General features: G+C 65.9%; 15 protein-coding genes. 3 read left to right on the top strand and 12 right to left on the bottom strand.

What is annotated here, in order from left to right; genetic code table 11:
- The 11 genes from G8O29_RS04230 to G8O29_RS18385 form a co-directional block, all read right to left on the bottom strand.
- Positions 1 to 765: an L-iditol 2-dehydrogenase gene (locus G8O29_RS04230; protein WP_166401964.1), complete on the bottom strand. Its 765-nt coding sequence runs from the start codon at positions 763 to 765 to the stop codon at positions 1 to 3.
- The gene (locus G8O29_RS04225; protein WP_166401963.1) at positions 762 to 1,751 is read right to left on the bottom strand and encodes an ABC transporter ATP-binding protein; all 990 of its coding nucleotides are present in this window, start codon (positions 1,749 to 1,751) and stop codon (positions 762 to 764) included. Before G8O29_RS04225 ends, G8O29_RS04230 begins: the two co-directional genes overlap by 4 nt.
- A gap of 6 nt (positions 1,752 to 1,757) precedes the next feature.
- Positions 1,758 to 2,588 carry a carbohydrate ABC transporter permease gene (locus tag G8O29_RS04220; RefSeq protein WP_166401962.1) on the bottom strand — a complete coding sequence of 277 codons (831 nt, stop codon included), beginning with the start codon at positions 2,586 to 2,588 and terminating at the stop codon, positions 1,758 to 1,760.
- A gap of 206 nt (positions 2,589 to 2,794) precedes the next feature.
- Positions 2,795 to 3,667, bottom strand: coding sequence for a carbohydrate ABC transporter permease (locus G8O29_RS04215; protein ID WP_166401961.1), 873 nt, complete (start codon positions 3,665 to 3,667; stop codon positions 2,795 to 2,797).
- 168 nt (positions 3,668 to 3,835) lie between these two features.
- Positions 3,836 to 5,149, bottom strand: a complete 1,314-nt coding sequence (locus tag G8O29_RS04210; RefSeq protein WP_166401960.1) for an ABC transporter substrate-binding protein — start codon at positions 5,147 to 5,149, stop codon at positions 3,836 to 3,838.
- Between the two features lie 116 nt (positions 5,150 to 5,265).
- The gene (locus G8O29_RS04205) at positions 5,266 to 6,213 is read right to left on the bottom strand and encodes a sugar-binding transcriptional regulator (RefSeq protein WP_166401959.1); all 948 of its coding nucleotides are present in this window, start codon (positions 6,211 to 6,213) and stop codon (positions 5,266 to 5,268) included.
- Entirely contained in the window at positions 6,210 to 6,887 is a 678-nt protein-coding gene (locus tag G8O29_RS04200; protein WP_166401958.1) for an HAD family hydrolase, read from the bottom strand. Before G8O29_RS04200 ends, G8O29_RS04205 begins: the two co-directional genes overlap by 4 nt.
- Before the next feature lie 27 nt (positions 6,888 to 6,914).
- Positions 6,915 to 7,679: a RadC family protein gene (gene radC, locus G8O29_RS04195; RefSeq protein WP_166401957.1), complete on the bottom strand. Its 765-nt coding sequence runs from the start codon at positions 7,677 to 7,679 to the stop codon at positions 6,915 to 6,917.
- A gap of 88 nt (positions 7,680 to 7,767) precedes the next feature.
- Entirely contained in the window at positions 7,768 to 8,916 is a 1,149-nt protein-coding gene (dnaJ, locus tag G8O29_RS04190) for a molecular chaperone DnaJ (RefSeq protein ID WP_166401956.1), read from the bottom strand.
- Between the two features lie 72 nt (positions 8,917 to 8,988).
- Complete coding sequence (gene dnaK / locus G8O29_RS04185; RefSeq protein ID WP_166401955.1) at positions 8,989 to 10,896, bottom strand: molecular chaperone DnaK; 1,908 nt, start codon at positions 10,894 to 10,896, stop codon at positions 8,989 to 8,991.
- Between the two features lie 532 nt (positions 10,897 to 11,428).
- Positions 11,429 to 11,578, bottom strand: coding sequence for a hypothetical protein (locus tag G8O29_RS18385; protein ID WP_242678901.1), 150 nt, complete (start codon positions 11,576 to 11,578; stop codon positions 11,429 to 11,431).
- On the opposite strand from G8O29_RS18385, the gene G8O29_RS18780 reads away from it, so the two are divergent.
- On the top strand, positions 11,514 to 12,104 hold the full coding sequence (locus G8O29_RS18780; protein ID WP_367890121.1) for a GntR family transcriptional regulator: 591 nt from the start codon (positions 11,514 to 11,516) through the stop codon (positions 12,102 to 12,104). The genes G8O29_RS18385 and G8O29_RS18780 overlap by 65 nt on opposite strands.
- Here G8O29_RS18780 and G8O29_RS04175 read toward each other — a convergent pair.
- Entirely contained in the window at positions 12,014 to 12,838 is an 825-nt protein-coding gene (locus tag G8O29_RS04175) for an ABC transporter permease (RefSeq protein WP_166401953.1), read from the bottom strand. The two genes, G8O29_RS18780 and G8O29_RS04175, sit on opposite strands and share 91 nt — an antisense overlap.
- Before the next feature lie 110 nt (positions 12,839 to 12,948).
- Here G8O29_RS04175 and cysQ point away from each other — a divergent pair, with 110 nt between their 5' ends.
- Together cysQ and G8O29_RS04165 are read left to right on the top strand one after the other, a co-directional pair.
- Positions 12,949 to 13,737: a 3'(2'),5'-bisphosphate nucleotidase CysQ gene (cysQ, locus tag G8O29_RS04170; protein WP_166401952.1), complete on the top strand. Its 789-nt coding sequence runs from the start codon at positions 12,949 to 12,951 to the stop codon at positions 13,735 to 13,737.
- Positions 13,734 to 14,525: a 3-deoxy-manno-octulosonate cytidylyltransferase gene (locus G8O29_RS04165; RefSeq protein WP_166401951.1), complete on the top strand. Its 792-nt coding sequence runs from the start codon at positions 13,734 to 13,736 to the stop codon at positions 14,523 to 14,525. Before cysQ ends, G8O29_RS04165 begins: the two co-directional genes overlap by 4 nt.
- The last annotated feature ends 53 nt before the right edge of the window (positions 14,526 to 14,578 follow it).

The raw sequence follows: 14,578 nt of genomic DNA, 5'->3' as shown, positions 1-14,578 counted from the left end.
TCAGCTCATCCAGTTGCCGCCATCGACGTTCAACGTCTGGGCGACGATGTAATCGGCCTCGGCCGAGGCGAGGAAAACGGCGGCGCCCGTCATGTCCTCGGGGCGGCCCATGCGGCCGTAGGGCACCGCCGCGCCCACCTCGCGCTTCTTCTGGCCGAGGGGCTTGCCTTCGTATTTGGCGAACAGCGCATCGACCTGATCCCACATCGGCGTGTCCACCACGCCCGGCGCGATGCCGTTCACGTTGATCCCGTGCCTGATGAGGTCGAGGCCAGCGGATTGCGTCAGGCTGATGACCGCGGCCTTCGAGGCGCAATAGACCGCCACCAGCGCCTCGCCGCGCCGCCCGGCCTGGCTGGCCATGTTGATGATCTTGCCGCCGCGACCTTGCGCAATCATCAGCCGGGCCACCGCCTGCAAGGGAAACAGGGTCCCCGCGACGTTCACGGCGAAGATGCGGTCATAGCTTTCGCGCGTGATGTCCACGATCGGGGCCAGGTCGAACACGGCGGCGTTGTTCAGCAGGATGTCGATGCCCCCGCCCCAATCCGCCGCCGCCTTTACGCCCGCGTCGATCGAGGCCTGATCGGTCACGTCCATCGTGAGGCCGATGGTCCTGTCCCCCAGCCGCGCCGCCGCCTCCTGCGCGCCGGTCAGGTCGGCAATCGCCACCTTTGCGCCCTCGCGCAGGTAGGCCTCGACAAAGGCCAGTCCGATGCCCCGCGCGCCCCCGGTGATGAGGGCGGTCTTGCCTGCAAGTCTCATAGTGCCAGTCCATTCGTGTCAAAGCGGTGAATCTTTCCGGCCGGGGCCAGCCGGATGCGGTCGCCGTGGTGGGCGTTGACCTCTCCGGGAGCGCGGACGGTCAGGGGGCCGATGCCTTCGACCGCGACCTTCAGGAAGCTGTCCGAGCCGAGGTGTTCCGAGAGGCCGACGACCCCCTCCCACGGGCCCTCGCCCACGGCGATATGCTCGGGCCGGATGCCGATGGTGTGGGCGTTGTGCTTCGCGGCCTCTGGCCCTTCGATGAAATTCATGCGCGGCGAGCCGATGAAGCCCGCGACGAAGAGATTCTTCGGGTGGTTGTAGAGGTCGAGCGGCGCGCCGACCTGCTCGATGCGGCCGGCGTTCAGGACGACGATCTTGTCGGCCATGGTCATGGCTTCCACCTGGTCGTGGGTGACGTAGATCATCGTGGTTTTCAGGCTCTGGTGCAGTTCGCTGATCTCCTGCCGCATGCCCACGCGCAGGGCCGCGTCGAGGTTCGACAGCGGTTCGTCGAACAGGAAGGCCGCGGGTTCCCGGACGATGGCACGGCCGATGGCGACCCGCTGGCGCTGGCCGCCGGACAGCTGGCCGGGGCGGCGGTCGAGGTAGTTGGTCAGGTTCAGCACCTTGGCCGCGCGTTCCACCCGGCGGTCCTGTTCGGCCTTGTCCATCCCGGCCATCTTCAGCGGGAAGGCGATGTTCCTGCGCACCGTCATGTGCGGATAAAGCGCGTAGCTTTGGAACACCATCGCCAGACCGCGCTTTGCAGGCGGCAGGTTGGTGGCATCCCTGCCGTCGATCTCGATGCTGCCCGAGGTGGTATCCTCCAGCCCCGCGATGAGGCGGAGAAGCGTGGACTTGCCGCAGCCGGACGGGCCGACGAAGACGACGAATTCTCCGTCCTCGATGGTCAGGTCGATGCCGGGGATGACGTCCACCTCGCCGAAGGACTTGCGCACCCTGGTCAGTTGGATCTTGCCCATGTTACCTCACTTCACCGCGCCGAAGGTCAGGCCGCGCACGAGTTGCTTCTGGCTGAACCAGCCGAGGATCAGGATCGGCAGGATGGCCATGGCCGAAGCCGCCGAGAGTTTCGCGTAGAACAGGCCCTGCGGCGCCGAGAAGCTGGCGATGAAGGCCGAGAGGGGGGCCGCCCTGGTGGTGGTCAGGACGATGGTCCAGAACGCCTCGTTCCAGGCGAGGATGATGTTCAGGAGCATGGTCGAGGCGATGCCGGGCAGCGCCATGGGCGTCAGGACATGGATGATCTCGCCCCAGAGGGTGGCCCCGTCCATGCGGGAGGCTTCGAGGATCTCGCCGGGGATTTCCTTGAAGTAGGTGTAGAGCATCCAGATGATGATCGGCAGGTTCATCAGCATCAGGACAAGGACAAGGCCGATCTTCGTGTCCATCAGCCCCAGCCGCTGGAAGATCAGGTAAAGCGGGATCATCACCGCGACGGCGGGCATCATCTTGGTGGACAGCATCCACATCAGGAGGTCCTTCGTTTTCCGCCCCGGCACGAAGGCCATGGCCCAGGCCGAGGGGATGGCGATGACCAGACCCAGAAGGGTGGAGCCGACGGCGATCACGACCGAGTTCCAGAAGAAGCGCGGATAGTCGGAGCGCGCCCAGACCTCGGCATAGTTCTCCAGCGTCCAGTCGGCCGACAGGAACTGCGGCGGCATGGCGACCGCGCTGGGCTCGGTCTTGAAGCTGGTCAGGATCATCCAGAGGACGGGGAAGAAGATCAGCAGGGCCACGAACCAGGCGGCGGCGGTGGTCAGCCAGAGGCGGCGGGGGGAAAGCGCGCGGGCCATGTCAGATCCTTTCAACCCCGTCCCGGGCCTGACCCGGGACCTCTTGATATGAGGCGGTGCGGCGGTGCCGAAGGAGTCCCCGGGTCAAGCCCGGGGCGGGCTCCCGGGTCAAGCCCGGGGCGGGCTCCCGGGTCAGGCCCGGGGCAGGCTCCCGGGTCAGGCCCGGGGCGGGCTCCCGGGTCAGGCCCGGGGCGGGTGTCCTGCACTCACGCATCGAGGTTTCTCCCAAGGCCGCGCATCAGGAAATAGGCCACGATATTCGCCAGGATCACCGCGATGATCCCGCCCGCCGCCGCGCGGCCGATGTCCTTGGCGGCGATGGCCTGCTTGAAGATCATGTAGGGCAGCGTCGTGGAGGCCGAGCCGGGGCCGCCTTGCGTGGTGGTGAAGATCTCGCCGAAGATGCCCAGAAGGAAGATCGTCTGGATCAGGATGACCACGGTGATCGCCCGGGTCAGGTGCGGCAGGATGATGTAGCGGAAGCGGGCGAAGGGACCGGCGCCGTCCATCTCGGCGGCTTCCAGCTGTTCCGAGGACAGGGATTGCAGCGCGGTGAGCAGGATCAGCGTGGCGAAGGGCAGCCATTCCCACGAGACGATCCCGATCACCGACCACATCGGGTATTGCTCGAGAAACAGGATCGGCTGCGCGCCGAAACCCCGGGCGATGGCGGAGAACAGACCGTTCTGCGGATGCATGAACAGGTTCTCCCAGATCGAGGCGGCGACGGGGGGCATGACGAAGAAGGGCGCGATGACCAGGATGCGCAAGGCTCCCTGACCCTTGACCGGCTGGTCGATGAGAAGCGCGATCAGGATGCCGAGGACGACGGTGATGACCAGAACCCCGCCCACCAGCGCCAGCGTGTTGAACAGCGCGAGCCAGAAGTCGGGCGAGTTGAAGAACCACAGATAGTTGGTGAACCCGGTCCAGCCCGTCCGGTCCGGCGACAGAAGCCGGTAGAAGCGGAACGAGTAATACAGCGTCATCGCCAGAGGCACGATCATCCAGATCAGAAGCAGAACCACCGAGGGCGCCACCATCATGCGGGCGGCAAGGCGGCTGGACTGCGTGGACATGGGCGGTCTCCCGACACTCGATCGACGGATGGGGAAAGGGTGCGGCCGGACGGCGGGCCGGGCAAGCGGGCTGCGGGGGGGAGCGATCCGAAGGACGGCTTGCAGGCCAGGGGCCCGCAAGCCGAAGGTGATCCCGGGGGGCATGGGAGCTTTCCCCCGGGGTTGTGGCTACTGGATGTAGCCCGCGGCCTTCATCTCTTCGGTGACAAGGGCCTGCGCTTCGGACAGCGCCTGATCGGCGGTCTTCTGACCGGCCAGCGCCGCCGAGAAGATCTCGCCCACGCTGGTGCCGATCCCCTGGAATTCCGGGATGGCGACGAACTGGACGCCGACGTAAGGCACCGGCTTCACGGTCGGGTTGTTCGGGTCAGCCGAGTTGATGCTGTCGATCGTCATCTTGGCGAAGGGCACCTTGGCGTATTCCTCGTTGGAATAAAGCGAGGTCCGCGTACCCGGAGGCACGTTGGCCCAGCCTTCCTTGGAGGCGACAAGCGCCAGGTAGTCCTTGTTGGTCGCCCAGTTGATGAAGGTCTTGGCCGCGTCCTTGGCATCCGACGAGGCCGGAACCGCGAGGGACCAGGCCCAGAGCCAGTTGCCGCGCTTGCCCAGGCCATTGTCCGGGGCCAGCGCGAAACCGACCTTGTCGGCCACGGTCGATTCCTTCGGATTGGTCACGAAGGAGGCCGCCACGGTCGCGTCGATCCACATGCCGCACTTGCCCTGCTGGAACAGGGTCAGATTCTCGTTGAAGCCGTTGTTGGACGCGCCGGGCGGGCCGTAGTTGTTCATGAGGCCAAGGTAGAAGTCGATGGTCGCCTTCCACTCCGGGCTGTCGAACTGCGGCGTCCAGTTTTCATCGAACCAGCGCGCGCCGAAGCTGTTCGACATGGCGGTCAGGAAGGCCATGTTCTCGCCCCAGCCGGCCTTGCCGCGCAGGCAGATGCCATAGATGCCCGCGTCCTTGTCGGTCATCGCGGCAGCGGCCTTTTCGATGTCGGCCCAGGTCGGAGCTTCGGGCATGGTCATCCCGGCGGCTTCCATCAGGTCGGTGCGATACATCACCATCGACGACTCGCCGTAGAAGGGCGAGGCGTAAAGGTTGCCATCGACGGTCAGACCGCCGCGGATCGCGGGCAGAAGGTCATCGACGTCGTATTCCGCCGGCAGGTCGTTCAGGCTTTCGAGCCACCCCTGCCTGCCCCAGATCGGAACCTCGTAGGTGCCGATGGTGATCACGTCATACTGACCGCCGCCGGTGGCGATGTCGGTCGTGACGTTCTGGCGCAGGACGTTTTCCTCCAGCGTCACCCATTCGACCTTGATGTCGGGGTGCTTGGCATAGAAGTCGTCCATCAGGCCCTGCATGCGGACCATGTCACCGTTGTTGACGGTGGCAACGGTGATGGTGGTTTCGGCAAGCGCAGCACCCGCAAGGGTGAACGCAACCGACGCCCCGAGAAGGGCGCGGAGAGTCACTGTCATCTTAATCCTCCCTGGATGGCGAGTTGAGCAAATCATCGCCTGTTGAGCATTTATTCACACCCCAGCCGGAGTCGTCAAGCCCCCTCTTTCGCTGCAACTGCGAAGGTTTTTCGGGCCTAGTCCCGCTGCAAGATCGCGGTGGCGGTGCTTTCGTCGGTCACGAGGCCGTTGATGATCCGCCCCCGCAGCGCGGCATGGATGGCGCTGACCTTGTTCGGACCTGCCGCAACGCCGATGACCGGCTGGCCCTGGCCGGGCTCGACCCGGACGCCGCCGACCAGCGCATTGCGCGGGGTGTCGATGTAGCGTCCCTCGGCGTCGAAGATCCAGCTTCCGATCTCGCCCACGGCACCCAGCGCCTGCAACTCGCGCAGGGCTTCGGGGGTGACGAAGCCGTCGAGCGCCAGCGGGGCGTCCGGTCCCATCTGGCCGACGCCGACAAAGGTCACATCGGCCTGTCGCGCCAGGTTGAACACGGTGCGGACCGGGCGCAGATGCATGAAGAACGCGCGTTCCTCGGGCGTGTCCGAGATCACCGGCACCGGCATCGGATAATAGGTTGCGTTCAGCTTTTCCGCGACCCGGCTGATGACATCGTAAAGCGTTGCCGATCCGTCCGGCGCGATGTTGCCCAGAAGCGAGACGATGCGGTGCTGCACCGGATCCGCGAAGCTGAACTGTTCGGCCATCGCGCGCAGCGCCCGTCCCGTCCCGAAGGCGATCACCAGCGGCCTGGTGCTGCGCAGCACCCGCTCCAGCTCTCCGGCGGCGGCCGGGGCGATCGCGCGGGCCGGGTCCATGCCGGGGCCGAGGGAAGGTGCGACGCGGCAACGGGTCAGGCCGTAACGGTCGCGGAGCGCGGCCTCAAGGTCCAGACAGGCGCCGATCCGGTGGTTCAGGCGGACATGGATCAGCCCCTCGGCCATCGCCCGGCTGACCAGCCGCTGCGCGCGCTGGCGGCTGACGCCCAGTTCGGCGGCGATCTGGTCCTGGGTCATGCCCGCGACGTAATACAGCCACCCGGCGCGGGCGGCTTCGTCCTGAAGGGATGGTTCGCTGCTCATGCTGCCTGCCTGCCGAGACCCGGCGCAATCTGGAAGAACTCGGCAAAGCTGACAAGCCGGCGGTGCGGGCGGGCGTCTTCGGGTTCTTCGGGCGCCTGCGGGCCAAGGTGGCTGCCGCCGACGAAACGCCAGACGGTCATCCCGGCGGCAAGGCCCGCGCGGAGGCCGGTCAGGCTGTCCTCGATCACCAGGGTCCGGGCCGGGGCAGCGCCCATCGTCGCGGCGGCGTGCAGGAAGAGGTCCGGCGCGGGCTTGCCGCGCGCGACCATGGTCGAGGTGAAGACCCGGTCGCCCACCAGATCGGTCAGGCCCGCCAGCTTCAGCGACATCTCGACCCGGCGGGGAGAGGAGGAGGTGGCAACGCAGAAGGGCACGGCGATCCGCGTCAGCACCTCATGGACATGCGGGACGACCTTCAGCTCGCTCTGGAAGGCGGCCAGCAGCGCCTCGCGGTATTGCGTCTCGAAGTCGGGGGGCAGGTCGAGGCCGAATTCCCGGCGGATCGTCTCCATCACCACGGGGTAGCTGCGGCCGAGGAAGTGGCGTTCGACGTAAGGCAGGTCGATGGTCAGGCCAAGCCGTGCCAACTCTGCCACCAGCATCCGCGCGCTGATGATCTCGCTGTCGATCAGCACGCCGTCGCAGTCGAAGATGACAAGGTCGAACTCGCTCATGCGCTTAGGCGTAGCGCAATGTGTGAGCTAAAGGTAGCCCTGCGAGCGGAAGCTCAACTCGCGGCTCTTGCCGATGATGAGATGGTCGTGGAGCGTCAGGCCCAGCGCGTCGCAGGCGTCCTTGACCTGATGGGTCATCGACAGGTCCGCGTCCGAGGGCGTCGGGTCGCCCGAGGGGTGGTTGTGGACGAGGATCAGCGCGCTGGCGTTCAGTTCCAGCGCCCGCTTGACGATCTCGCGCGGGTAGACGGGGACGTGATCGACGGTGCCCTTCGCCTGTTCCTCATCCGCGATCAGCACGTTCTTGCGATCCAGGAAAAGGACGCGGAACTGTTCGGTTTCCCGGTGCGCCATCGCGGTATGGCAGTAGTCGAGCAGCGCGTCCCAGGAGGACAGGACCGGCTTCTGGATCACCCGCGCCCGCATCATCCGCTGGGCGGCGGCCTCGACCAGTTTCAGCTCCAGCACCACGGCGGGACCGCCGCCCTTGACCATCTGGAGGCGGGCGGGAGAGGCGGTGATGACCCGGTTGAAATCCCCGAACGTGTCGAGAAGGAGACGGGCAAGGGGCTTCACGTCCTGTCGCGGAATGGCGCGGAAGAGGATGAGCTCCAGGAGTTCGTAGTCCGGCAGCGCCGCCCCGCCCGCCTGCATGAAGCGATCGCGCAGGCGCTGGCGGTGGTCGGCGATGTAGGAGGGCAGCCGCCCGGTGAGCGCGGACGGCTGCGCCTCATCCTCATCGCCAGCGGGGGCGACGAGAGGCAGGAAGGGTTCGTTGAAGGACCTGACCATGCGGCCCAGACTGCCGCAGCATGGTTGAGAAACGATTAACGGGTGAGGATGATGGCAGGGTGGGCAATACTGCCCACCCTACGGAGGGTCAGCCCTTCATCCCGTCCCAGAAGCCCTTGACCTTGCCGAAAAAGCTGGAGCTTTCGGGGTTGTTCTCCTCGCTCAGCTTCTCGAACTCGCGCAAGAGTTCCCGCTGGCGTGCGGTCAGGTTCACCGGCGTCTCGACGGCCAGTTCGATCACCATGTCGCCGGTGTTCGACGACCGCAGCGCCGGCATCCCCTTCTGGCGCAGCCGCATCTGCTTGCCCGACTGCGCCCCGGCCGGGATCTTCACCCGCACCTTGCCGCCGTCGATCGTCGGCACCTCGATCTCGCCGCCCAGCGCCGCCGTCGGCATGCTGACCGGCACCCGGCAGAAGAGATGCACGCCGTCACGCTGGAAGAGCGGATGCTCCTTCACCTCGATGAAGATGTAGAGGTCGCCGTTCGGCCCGCCGCGCAGACCCGCCTCGCCCTCGCCGGCCAGCCGGATCCGGGTGCCGGTCTCCACCCCCGGCGGGATGTTCACCGACAGCTGCTTTTCCTTCTGGATCCGGCCCTGACCGCCGCAGGTCCGGCAGGGGTTCTTGATGATCTGGCCCATGCCGTTGCAGGTCGGGCAGGTGCGTTCGATGGTGAAGAAGCCCTGCTGCGCCCGGACCTTGCCCATGCCGTTGCAGGTCGGGCAGATGACGGGTTCCGTGCCCCCTTCGGCGCCGGTCCCGTGACAGGTGTCGCAGGTGACCGAGGTGGGCACGCTGATCGTCTTCTGGACGCCGGTATAGGCCTCTTCCAGGCTGACGCGCATGTTGTAGCGCAGGTCCGAGCCCCTTTGCGCCCGGCTTCGACCACCACCGCCGCCGCCACGGCCCATGAAATCGCCGAACAGGTCCTCGAACACGTCCGAGAAGGCAGAGGCGAAATCGCCCTGCTGGCCATAGCCGCCGGGACGCGGGCCACCGCCCATGCCGCCTTCGAAGGCCGCATGGCCAAAGCGGTCATAGGCCGCCTTCTTCTGTTCGTCCTTCAGGACGTCCCAGGCTTCGTTCACTTCCTTGAACTGGGCCTCGGCCTGCGGATTGTCGGCATTCCGGTCGGGATGCAGCTCCTTGGCCTTCGTCCGGTAAGCCTTTTTCAGCTCTTCGGCCGAAGCGCCCCTCTTGACCCCGAGCACTTCGTAATAGTCACGCTTTGCCACGGCAAAATCCCCATCTGGAACCGAGGAGGGGCGGCCCGTTGCCAGACCGCCCCTTTCCCGTGTTCCTGCGGCTTACTTCCGCTTGTTGTTGCCCAGGTCCTCGAAGTCGGCGTCCACGATGTCATCCTCGTCCACCGGCCGCGGCTCATCCTCGCCCGAGTTGCCCTCGGCCTGGCTGGCCTTGTAGATCGCCTCGCCCAGCTTCATCGCCGCTTCGGTCAGGTTCTGGATCGCCGACTTGATCTTGCCGGCATCCTCGCCCTTCAGCGCGTCTTCCAGCGGGCTCATCGCCAGCTCGATCGCCTCGACCGTCGCGGGGTCAACCTTGTCGCCATGTTCGGCCAGCGACTTCCGGGTCGAGTGCAGCAGGCTTTCGCCCTGGTTCCTGGTCTCGACCAGTTCCTTGCGGGCGCGGTCGGCTTCGGCATTGGCCTCGGCGTCCTTGATCATCTTCTCGATGTCGGCATCCGACAGACCGCCCGAGGCCTGGATGGTGATCTGCTGCGCCTTGCCGGTGGCCTTGTCCTTGGCCGAGACCGAGACGATGCCGTTGGCGTCGATGTCGAAGGTGACCTCGATCTGGGGCACGCCGCGCGGCGCGGGCGGGATGCCTTCCAGATTGAACTGGCCCAGCAGCTTGTTGTCCGCGGCCATCTCGCGTTCGCCCTGGAAGACGCGGATCGTCACCGCGTTCTGGTTGTCCTCGGCGGTCGAGAAGACCTGGGACTTCTTGGTCGGGATCGTGGTGTTGCGGTCGATCAGCCGGGTGAACACGCCGCCCAGAGTCTCGATGCCCAGGGACAGCGGAGTCACGTCCAGAAGCACCACGTCCTTGACGTCGCCTTGCAGAACGCCGGCCTGAATGGCCGCGCCCAAGGCCACCACTTCATCGGGGTTCACGCCCTTGTGGGGTTCCTTGCCGAAGAACTTGGTCACTTCCTCCACGACGCGCGGCATGCGGGTCATACCGCCGACCAGCACCACCTCGTCGATGTCGTCCTTGCTGACGCCGGCGTCCTTCAGCGCGGCGGCGCAGGGCTTCAGCGACTTCTTGATCAGGTCCTCGACGAGGCTTTCCAGCTTGGCGCGCGTCAGCTTCATCACCAGGTGCAGGGGCTGCCCGGTGTTCCTGTCCATGCTGATGAACGGCTGGTTGATTTCCGTCTGCTGGCTGGACGACAGTTCGATCTTGGCCTTCTCGGCGGCTTCCTTCAGGCGTTGCAGCGCCATCTTGTCGAGGGTCAGGTCAACGCCGTGCTCTTTCTTGAACTCCTCGGCGAGGTAGTTCACGATCCGCATGTCGAAGTCTTCGCCACCCAGGAAGGTGTCGCCGTTGGTGGACTTCACCTCGAACAACCCGTCGTCGATTTCCAGGATGGTGATGTCGAAGGTGCCGCCGCCAAGGTCATAGACCGCGATGGTCTTCGATTCCTTCTTGTCCAGACCATAGGCCAGCGCGGCCGCGGTCGGCTCGTTGATGATGCGTAGCACTTCAAGACCGGCGATCTTGCCGGCGTCCTTGGTCGCCTGACGCTGGGCGTCGTTGAAATAGGCGGGAACCGTGATGACGGCCTGCGTCACCGGCTCGCCCAGGTAGGATTCGGCGGTTTCCTTCATCTTCTGCAGGATGAAGGCCGAAACCTGGCTGGGAGAATACTTCTCGCCACGCACCTCGACCCAGGCGTCGCCGTTGCCGCCATCGACGATCTTGTAGGGGACGAGCTTCTTGTCCTTCTCGACCTCGGGATCGCCCAGACGGCGGCCGATCAGGCGCTTGACCGCGAAGATGGTGTTGGCGGGGTTGGTCACGGCCTGGCGCTTGGCGGGCTGGCCGACCAGGCGTTCGCTGTCCGTGAAGCCGACGATCGAAGGCGTCGTACGCGCGCCTTCCGAGTTTTCGATGACGCGGGGCTGCGAACCATCCATGATGGCGACGCAGGAGTTCGTGGTCCCGAGGTCAATACCGATGACTTTGGCCATATGTGTATCCCTTTACTTCAGGCGATGTTCCGGCAAGGACCCTTGTTCAGCAGGCATCCCCACCTTGTGAGAAGGCGTCAGGTCTGGCGGCCCGGCGCCCGTGTGAGGCGTATATAGGCGGGGGTTTTCCGGCCTGCAACGGTTGCGTCACCGGCAGTCCTTCGAATATTCCGTATTTCCGCGCCACGGCAACGCCAGGGCATCGACCACCCGGGGTATCCGCCCGCCCGCTGCGGCCCTGGCCGTGCCCGACGGCCATCCCTCTGATCCCGGACGGGGAAATCGCTCCCGCGCGCTGGAGGACGTGGACTTCGCGGCACGGGCGGGCGAGGTGCATGCGCTTCGGTGCGAAAATGGCGCGGGGAAGTCGCCGCTGATCAGGATCGCGACCGGCGGCTACGGTTTTTTCGCGGGCACATTCATCGGGGTGATGCTTGAGGGTCTGGTGCGAAGCTGCATCGTCTTCGACGGCACGCTGTCCAGCTGGTGGACGAAGATCGGGGTCGGTGTGCTTTTGTCTATGTTCATCGTGCTACAGCGCCTGGTGTTCCGGGCCGTGCCGCGCCATCGCGTCCGGCGGCATGCCGGTGGGATCCGGCCTGCCGGGCGACGCCGGGATGATGGACCGCTTCGGCGTCTCGTGCACCGTGCTGCGCGAAGCGTTGAAGACGCTGGAGGCCAAGGGTCCGGTCGAGGCGCGCGCCAAGGTCGGCACCCGGGTGCTGCCGCAGTCGCGCCGGAACCTCTTGGACCGGCAGATCCTGACCTGGAAACCGGAAAGCGGTCCCTCGGCCGAGTTTCTGGCGGCCTTCCGGCTGGTGCGGGAAGGGCTGGAGCTTCAGGCCGCCCCCCCGGGCGGCACAGAACCGCCAGGCGGACCATGTCCGCCTGCTGTACTGCCGGCTGAACCAGCGCAGCGTCATGACCCATCAGCCAGAGCCCTTTGCCCTGGCCGGGTTCGAGCTGCACCGCGTCATTGCGGAAGCCCCGGGCAATCCGTTCCTGCGGGCCGCGTCGGCGCTGCTGGAATTCGGCATCGCGCATGCCGTGCAATCGCGGCTGACGCCGGATCTCTCTGCCCCGCCGGAAGGCCTGGCCGCCGCGACCGCCTGCACCGTCAGTGCCGCTTGTTCCAGCTGGCCGAGGCGTGCTGGCGCGTGAAGAATTCTGCCATGAGGCCGATCAGCACACAGGTGAGCGCGAAGTAGATCGCGTAATCATAGCTGGTATAGCGGGGCGTGTAGTTCAGAAACACGAAGCCGCGTGTCTGGTCGATGGTGTGGAACAGCGGGTTCCAGTCGAACCAGTCCCGCCGCTTTGCCGGCAGGTTGTTGGCCAGCACCATCTTGCCCGAGGCCAGCACATTCAACCGCTGATACAAGGTCTTGATGATCGTGACCGCCTCGGGCTGCCAGGGCATGGCCGACAGGAGGATCATGCCGATCCCGACCCCGGTGAACCAGGACAACAGGAACATGCCCATCATGCCCACCGGGTCGTCGATGACGATCGGGTTGATCAGGGCGTGGTAGAAGAACATGATGACCGATGCCGCCAGCGTCTGCTGGTACAGCGATCCCAGCGCAGCCCCCATGATCGAGATGATCGGGTTCATCGGCGCGTGCATCATCATCGTCGAGGTCGGCCCGTCCGCCGAAGCGACCGCGCCGATCGCCTTCACATGCGTCATGAACATGAAGACGCCCGACATCACATACAGCATGAAGTCGCCGCGCACCGCGATCTTGCGCATGCCGAACAGGCTCATCATGAAATACATGACCAGAAGCATCAGCAGCGACTGGAAGATGGCCATCGCCAGCCCGAGGAGCGCATTGTGATGCGTCCGACGCAGGTTCCGGACGCCGACATGATAGATCAGTTCCAGGGTTTCGAACCCCAGGCTGAACCATGATCGTTCGTATCGCTTGTGTCGGAACATGCCGCCAACCCCATCCGGTCCGGCATCCTGTCACAGGAAATCTTGCCGTTCCGTTGACGACGCAGGATAAGGGCGCGCGTCAGCTTCTACAATCGCCACGGAGTGCGGTCATGGATCTTCAGGAACTTGTGCCGCTTTTCCGCCAGTTGGCCCTTCAGGCCGGCGCGCAGATCATGCAGGTCTACGCCCGGCCCGACTTCGAGGTGCGCGCCAAGGGCGATGCCTCGCCGGTGACCGAGGCGGACATGGCGGCCGATGCCGTGATCTCGGCAGGTCTGCGCGCGGCCTTCCCGCAGATGCCCCTGATCACCGAGGAACAGGCCGCAAGCCACGGCCTGACCGCGCACAGCTTCTTCATCGTCGATCCGCTGGATGGCACCAGGGAATTCGTCCAGCGGCGCGGCGATTTCACCGTGAACATCGCCTATGTGCAGGACGGCGTGCCGGTCTGCGGCGTCGTCTATGCCCCGGCCAGGAGCAGGCTGTTCTATACCCGCCCCGACGGCACCGCGGTCGAGGAAACCGGCCCCTTCGGCCCCGAACCCGGCCCGGTGCGGCCGCTGCGCGTTTCGACCCCCGACAACGCGGCGCTGATGGTGGTGGCCTCGAAGTCGCACCGCGACCAGGCGACCGACGACTACATCGCCCGCTACGGCGTGCGCGACATGACCAGCGCGGGCTCCAGCCTGAAGTTCTGCCTTGTGGCCAGCGGCGAGGCCGACCTCTACCCCCGCCTTGGCCGCACGATGGAATGGGACACGGCCGCCGGCCACGCGGTGCTGCGCGGCGCGGGCGGCCAGGTCGTGCGGTTCGAGGACCACCAGCCCCTGACCTACGGCAAGCCCGGCTGGGCCAATCCGTTCTTCATCGCCTTTGCCCCCGGAGTGGTCCTGAAATGAAGACCCTGATCGCGATCCCCGCCCGCTATGCCTCGACCCGCTATCCCGGCAAGCCGCTGGTCACGCTGCGCGGCCCGGATGGCGAAAAGACCCTCATCCGCCGCAGCTGGGAGGCCGCGATGACGGTTCCGCACATCGACCGGGTGGTGGTGGCCACCGATGACGAGCGCATCGCCGACCATGCGGCCGGTTTCGGGGCCGAGGTGGTGATGACCTCGTCCTCTGCCCGCAACGGCACCGAGCGCTGCGCCGAAGTGGCGGCACGGCTGCCCGGGTTCGACGTGATCGTGAACCTGCAAGGCGATGCGCCGCTGACACCGGCCTGGTTCGTCACGGATCTGGTCGCGGGGCTGGCCGGGGACAGCCGGGCCGACATCGCCACCCCGGTCCTGCGCTGCGATGGCCGGGCCGTCGCGGGTTTCCTGGCGGACCGCCGCGCCGGGCGGGTGGGCGGCACCACGGCCGTTTTCGGGGCGGGCGGTCGCGCGCTTTACTTCTCGAAGGAGGTCATCCCCTACACCGGCTTCGACTATGCCCCGGACGAACCCACGCCCGTCTTTCACCATGTCGGGGTCTATGCCTACCGCCCCGCGGTGCTTGCGGCCTACACAGGCTGGCCCATCGGCCCGCTGGAAACGCTTGAAGGGCTTGAACAGTTGCGGTTCCTGGAACAGGGCCACCATGTGCTGTGCGTCGAGGTCGAGGCCCGGGGGCGCAAGTTCTGGGAGTTGAACAACCCCTCGGACGTGGCGGTGATCGAGTCGATGCTTGCCGAAATTTCCCCCTGACCCCGGCGCCGAAGATATGGATTGTCGTCATGCTGTCGTTTTTTGATGCGAAA

Source organism: Rhodobacter calidifons (assembly GCF_011174775.1).
Classification (GTDB): Bacteria; Pseudomonadota; Alphaproteobacteria; order Rhodobacterales; family Rhodobacteraceae; genus Tabrizicola; species Tabrizicola calidifons.
The sequence above is the reverse complement of the archived record's forward strand: the minus strand, read 5'-3'. Positions and strand labels throughout refer to the sequence as shown.

What these genes read in the sequence shown, in the direction of transcription:
- G8O29_RS04230 (WP_166401964.1), bottom strand. Translation starts at nt 765, where the DNA reads ATGAGACTTGCAGGCAAGACCGCCCTCATCACCGGGGGCGCGCGGGGC.
- G8O29_RS04225 (WP_166401963.1), bottom strand. Translation starts at nt 1,751, where the DNA reads ATGGGCAAGATCCAACTGACCAGGGTGCGCAAGTCCTTCGGCGAGGTG.
- G8O29_RS04220 (WP_166401962.1), bottom strand. Translation starts at nt 2,588, where the DNA reads ATGGCCCGCGCGCTTTCCCCCCGCCGCCTCTGGCTGACCACCGCCGCC.
- G8O29_RS04215 (WP_166401961.1), bottom strand. Translation starts at nt 3,667, where the DNA reads ATGTCCACGCAGTCCAGCCGCCTTGCCGCCCGCATGATGGTGGCGCCC.
- G8O29_RS04210 (WP_166401960.1), bottom strand. Translation starts at nt 5,149, where the DNA reads ATGACAGTGACTCTCCGCGCCCTTCTCGGGGCGTCGGTTGCGTTCACC.
- G8O29_RS04205 (WP_166401959.1), bottom strand. Translation starts at nt 6,213, where the DNA reads ATGAGCAGCGAACCATCCCTTCAGGACGAAGCCGCCCGCGCCGGGTGG.
- G8O29_RS04200 (WP_166401958.1), bottom strand. Translation starts at nt 6,887, where the DNA reads ATGAGCGAGTTCGACCTTGTCATCTTCGACTGCGACGGCGTGCTGATC.
- radC (WP_166401957.1), bottom strand. Translation starts at nt 7,679, where the DNA reads ATGGTCAGGTCCTTCAACGAACCCTTCCTGCCTCTCGTCGCCCCCGCT.
- dnaK (WP_166401955.1), bottom strand. Translation starts at nt 10,896, where the DNA reads ATGGCCAAAGTCATCGGTATTGACCTCGGGACCACGAACTCCTGCGTC.
- G8O29_RS18780 (WP_367890121.1), top strand. Translation starts at nt 11,514, where the DNA reads ATGATGGACCGCTTCGGCGTCTCGTGCACCGTGCTGCGCGAAGCGTTG.
- G8O29_RS04175 (WP_166401953.1), bottom strand. Translation starts at nt 12,838, where the DNA reads ATGTTCCGACACAAGCGATACGAACGATCATGGTTCAGCCTGGGGTTC.
- cysQ (WP_166401952.1), top strand. Translation starts at nt 12,949, where the DNA reads ATGGATCTTCAGGAACTTGTGCCGCTTTTCCGCCAGTTGGCCCTTCAG.
- G8O29_RS04165 (WP_166401951.1), top strand. Translation starts at nt 13,734, where the DNA reads ATGAAGACCCTGATCGCGATCCCCGCCCGCTATGCCTCGACCCGCTAT.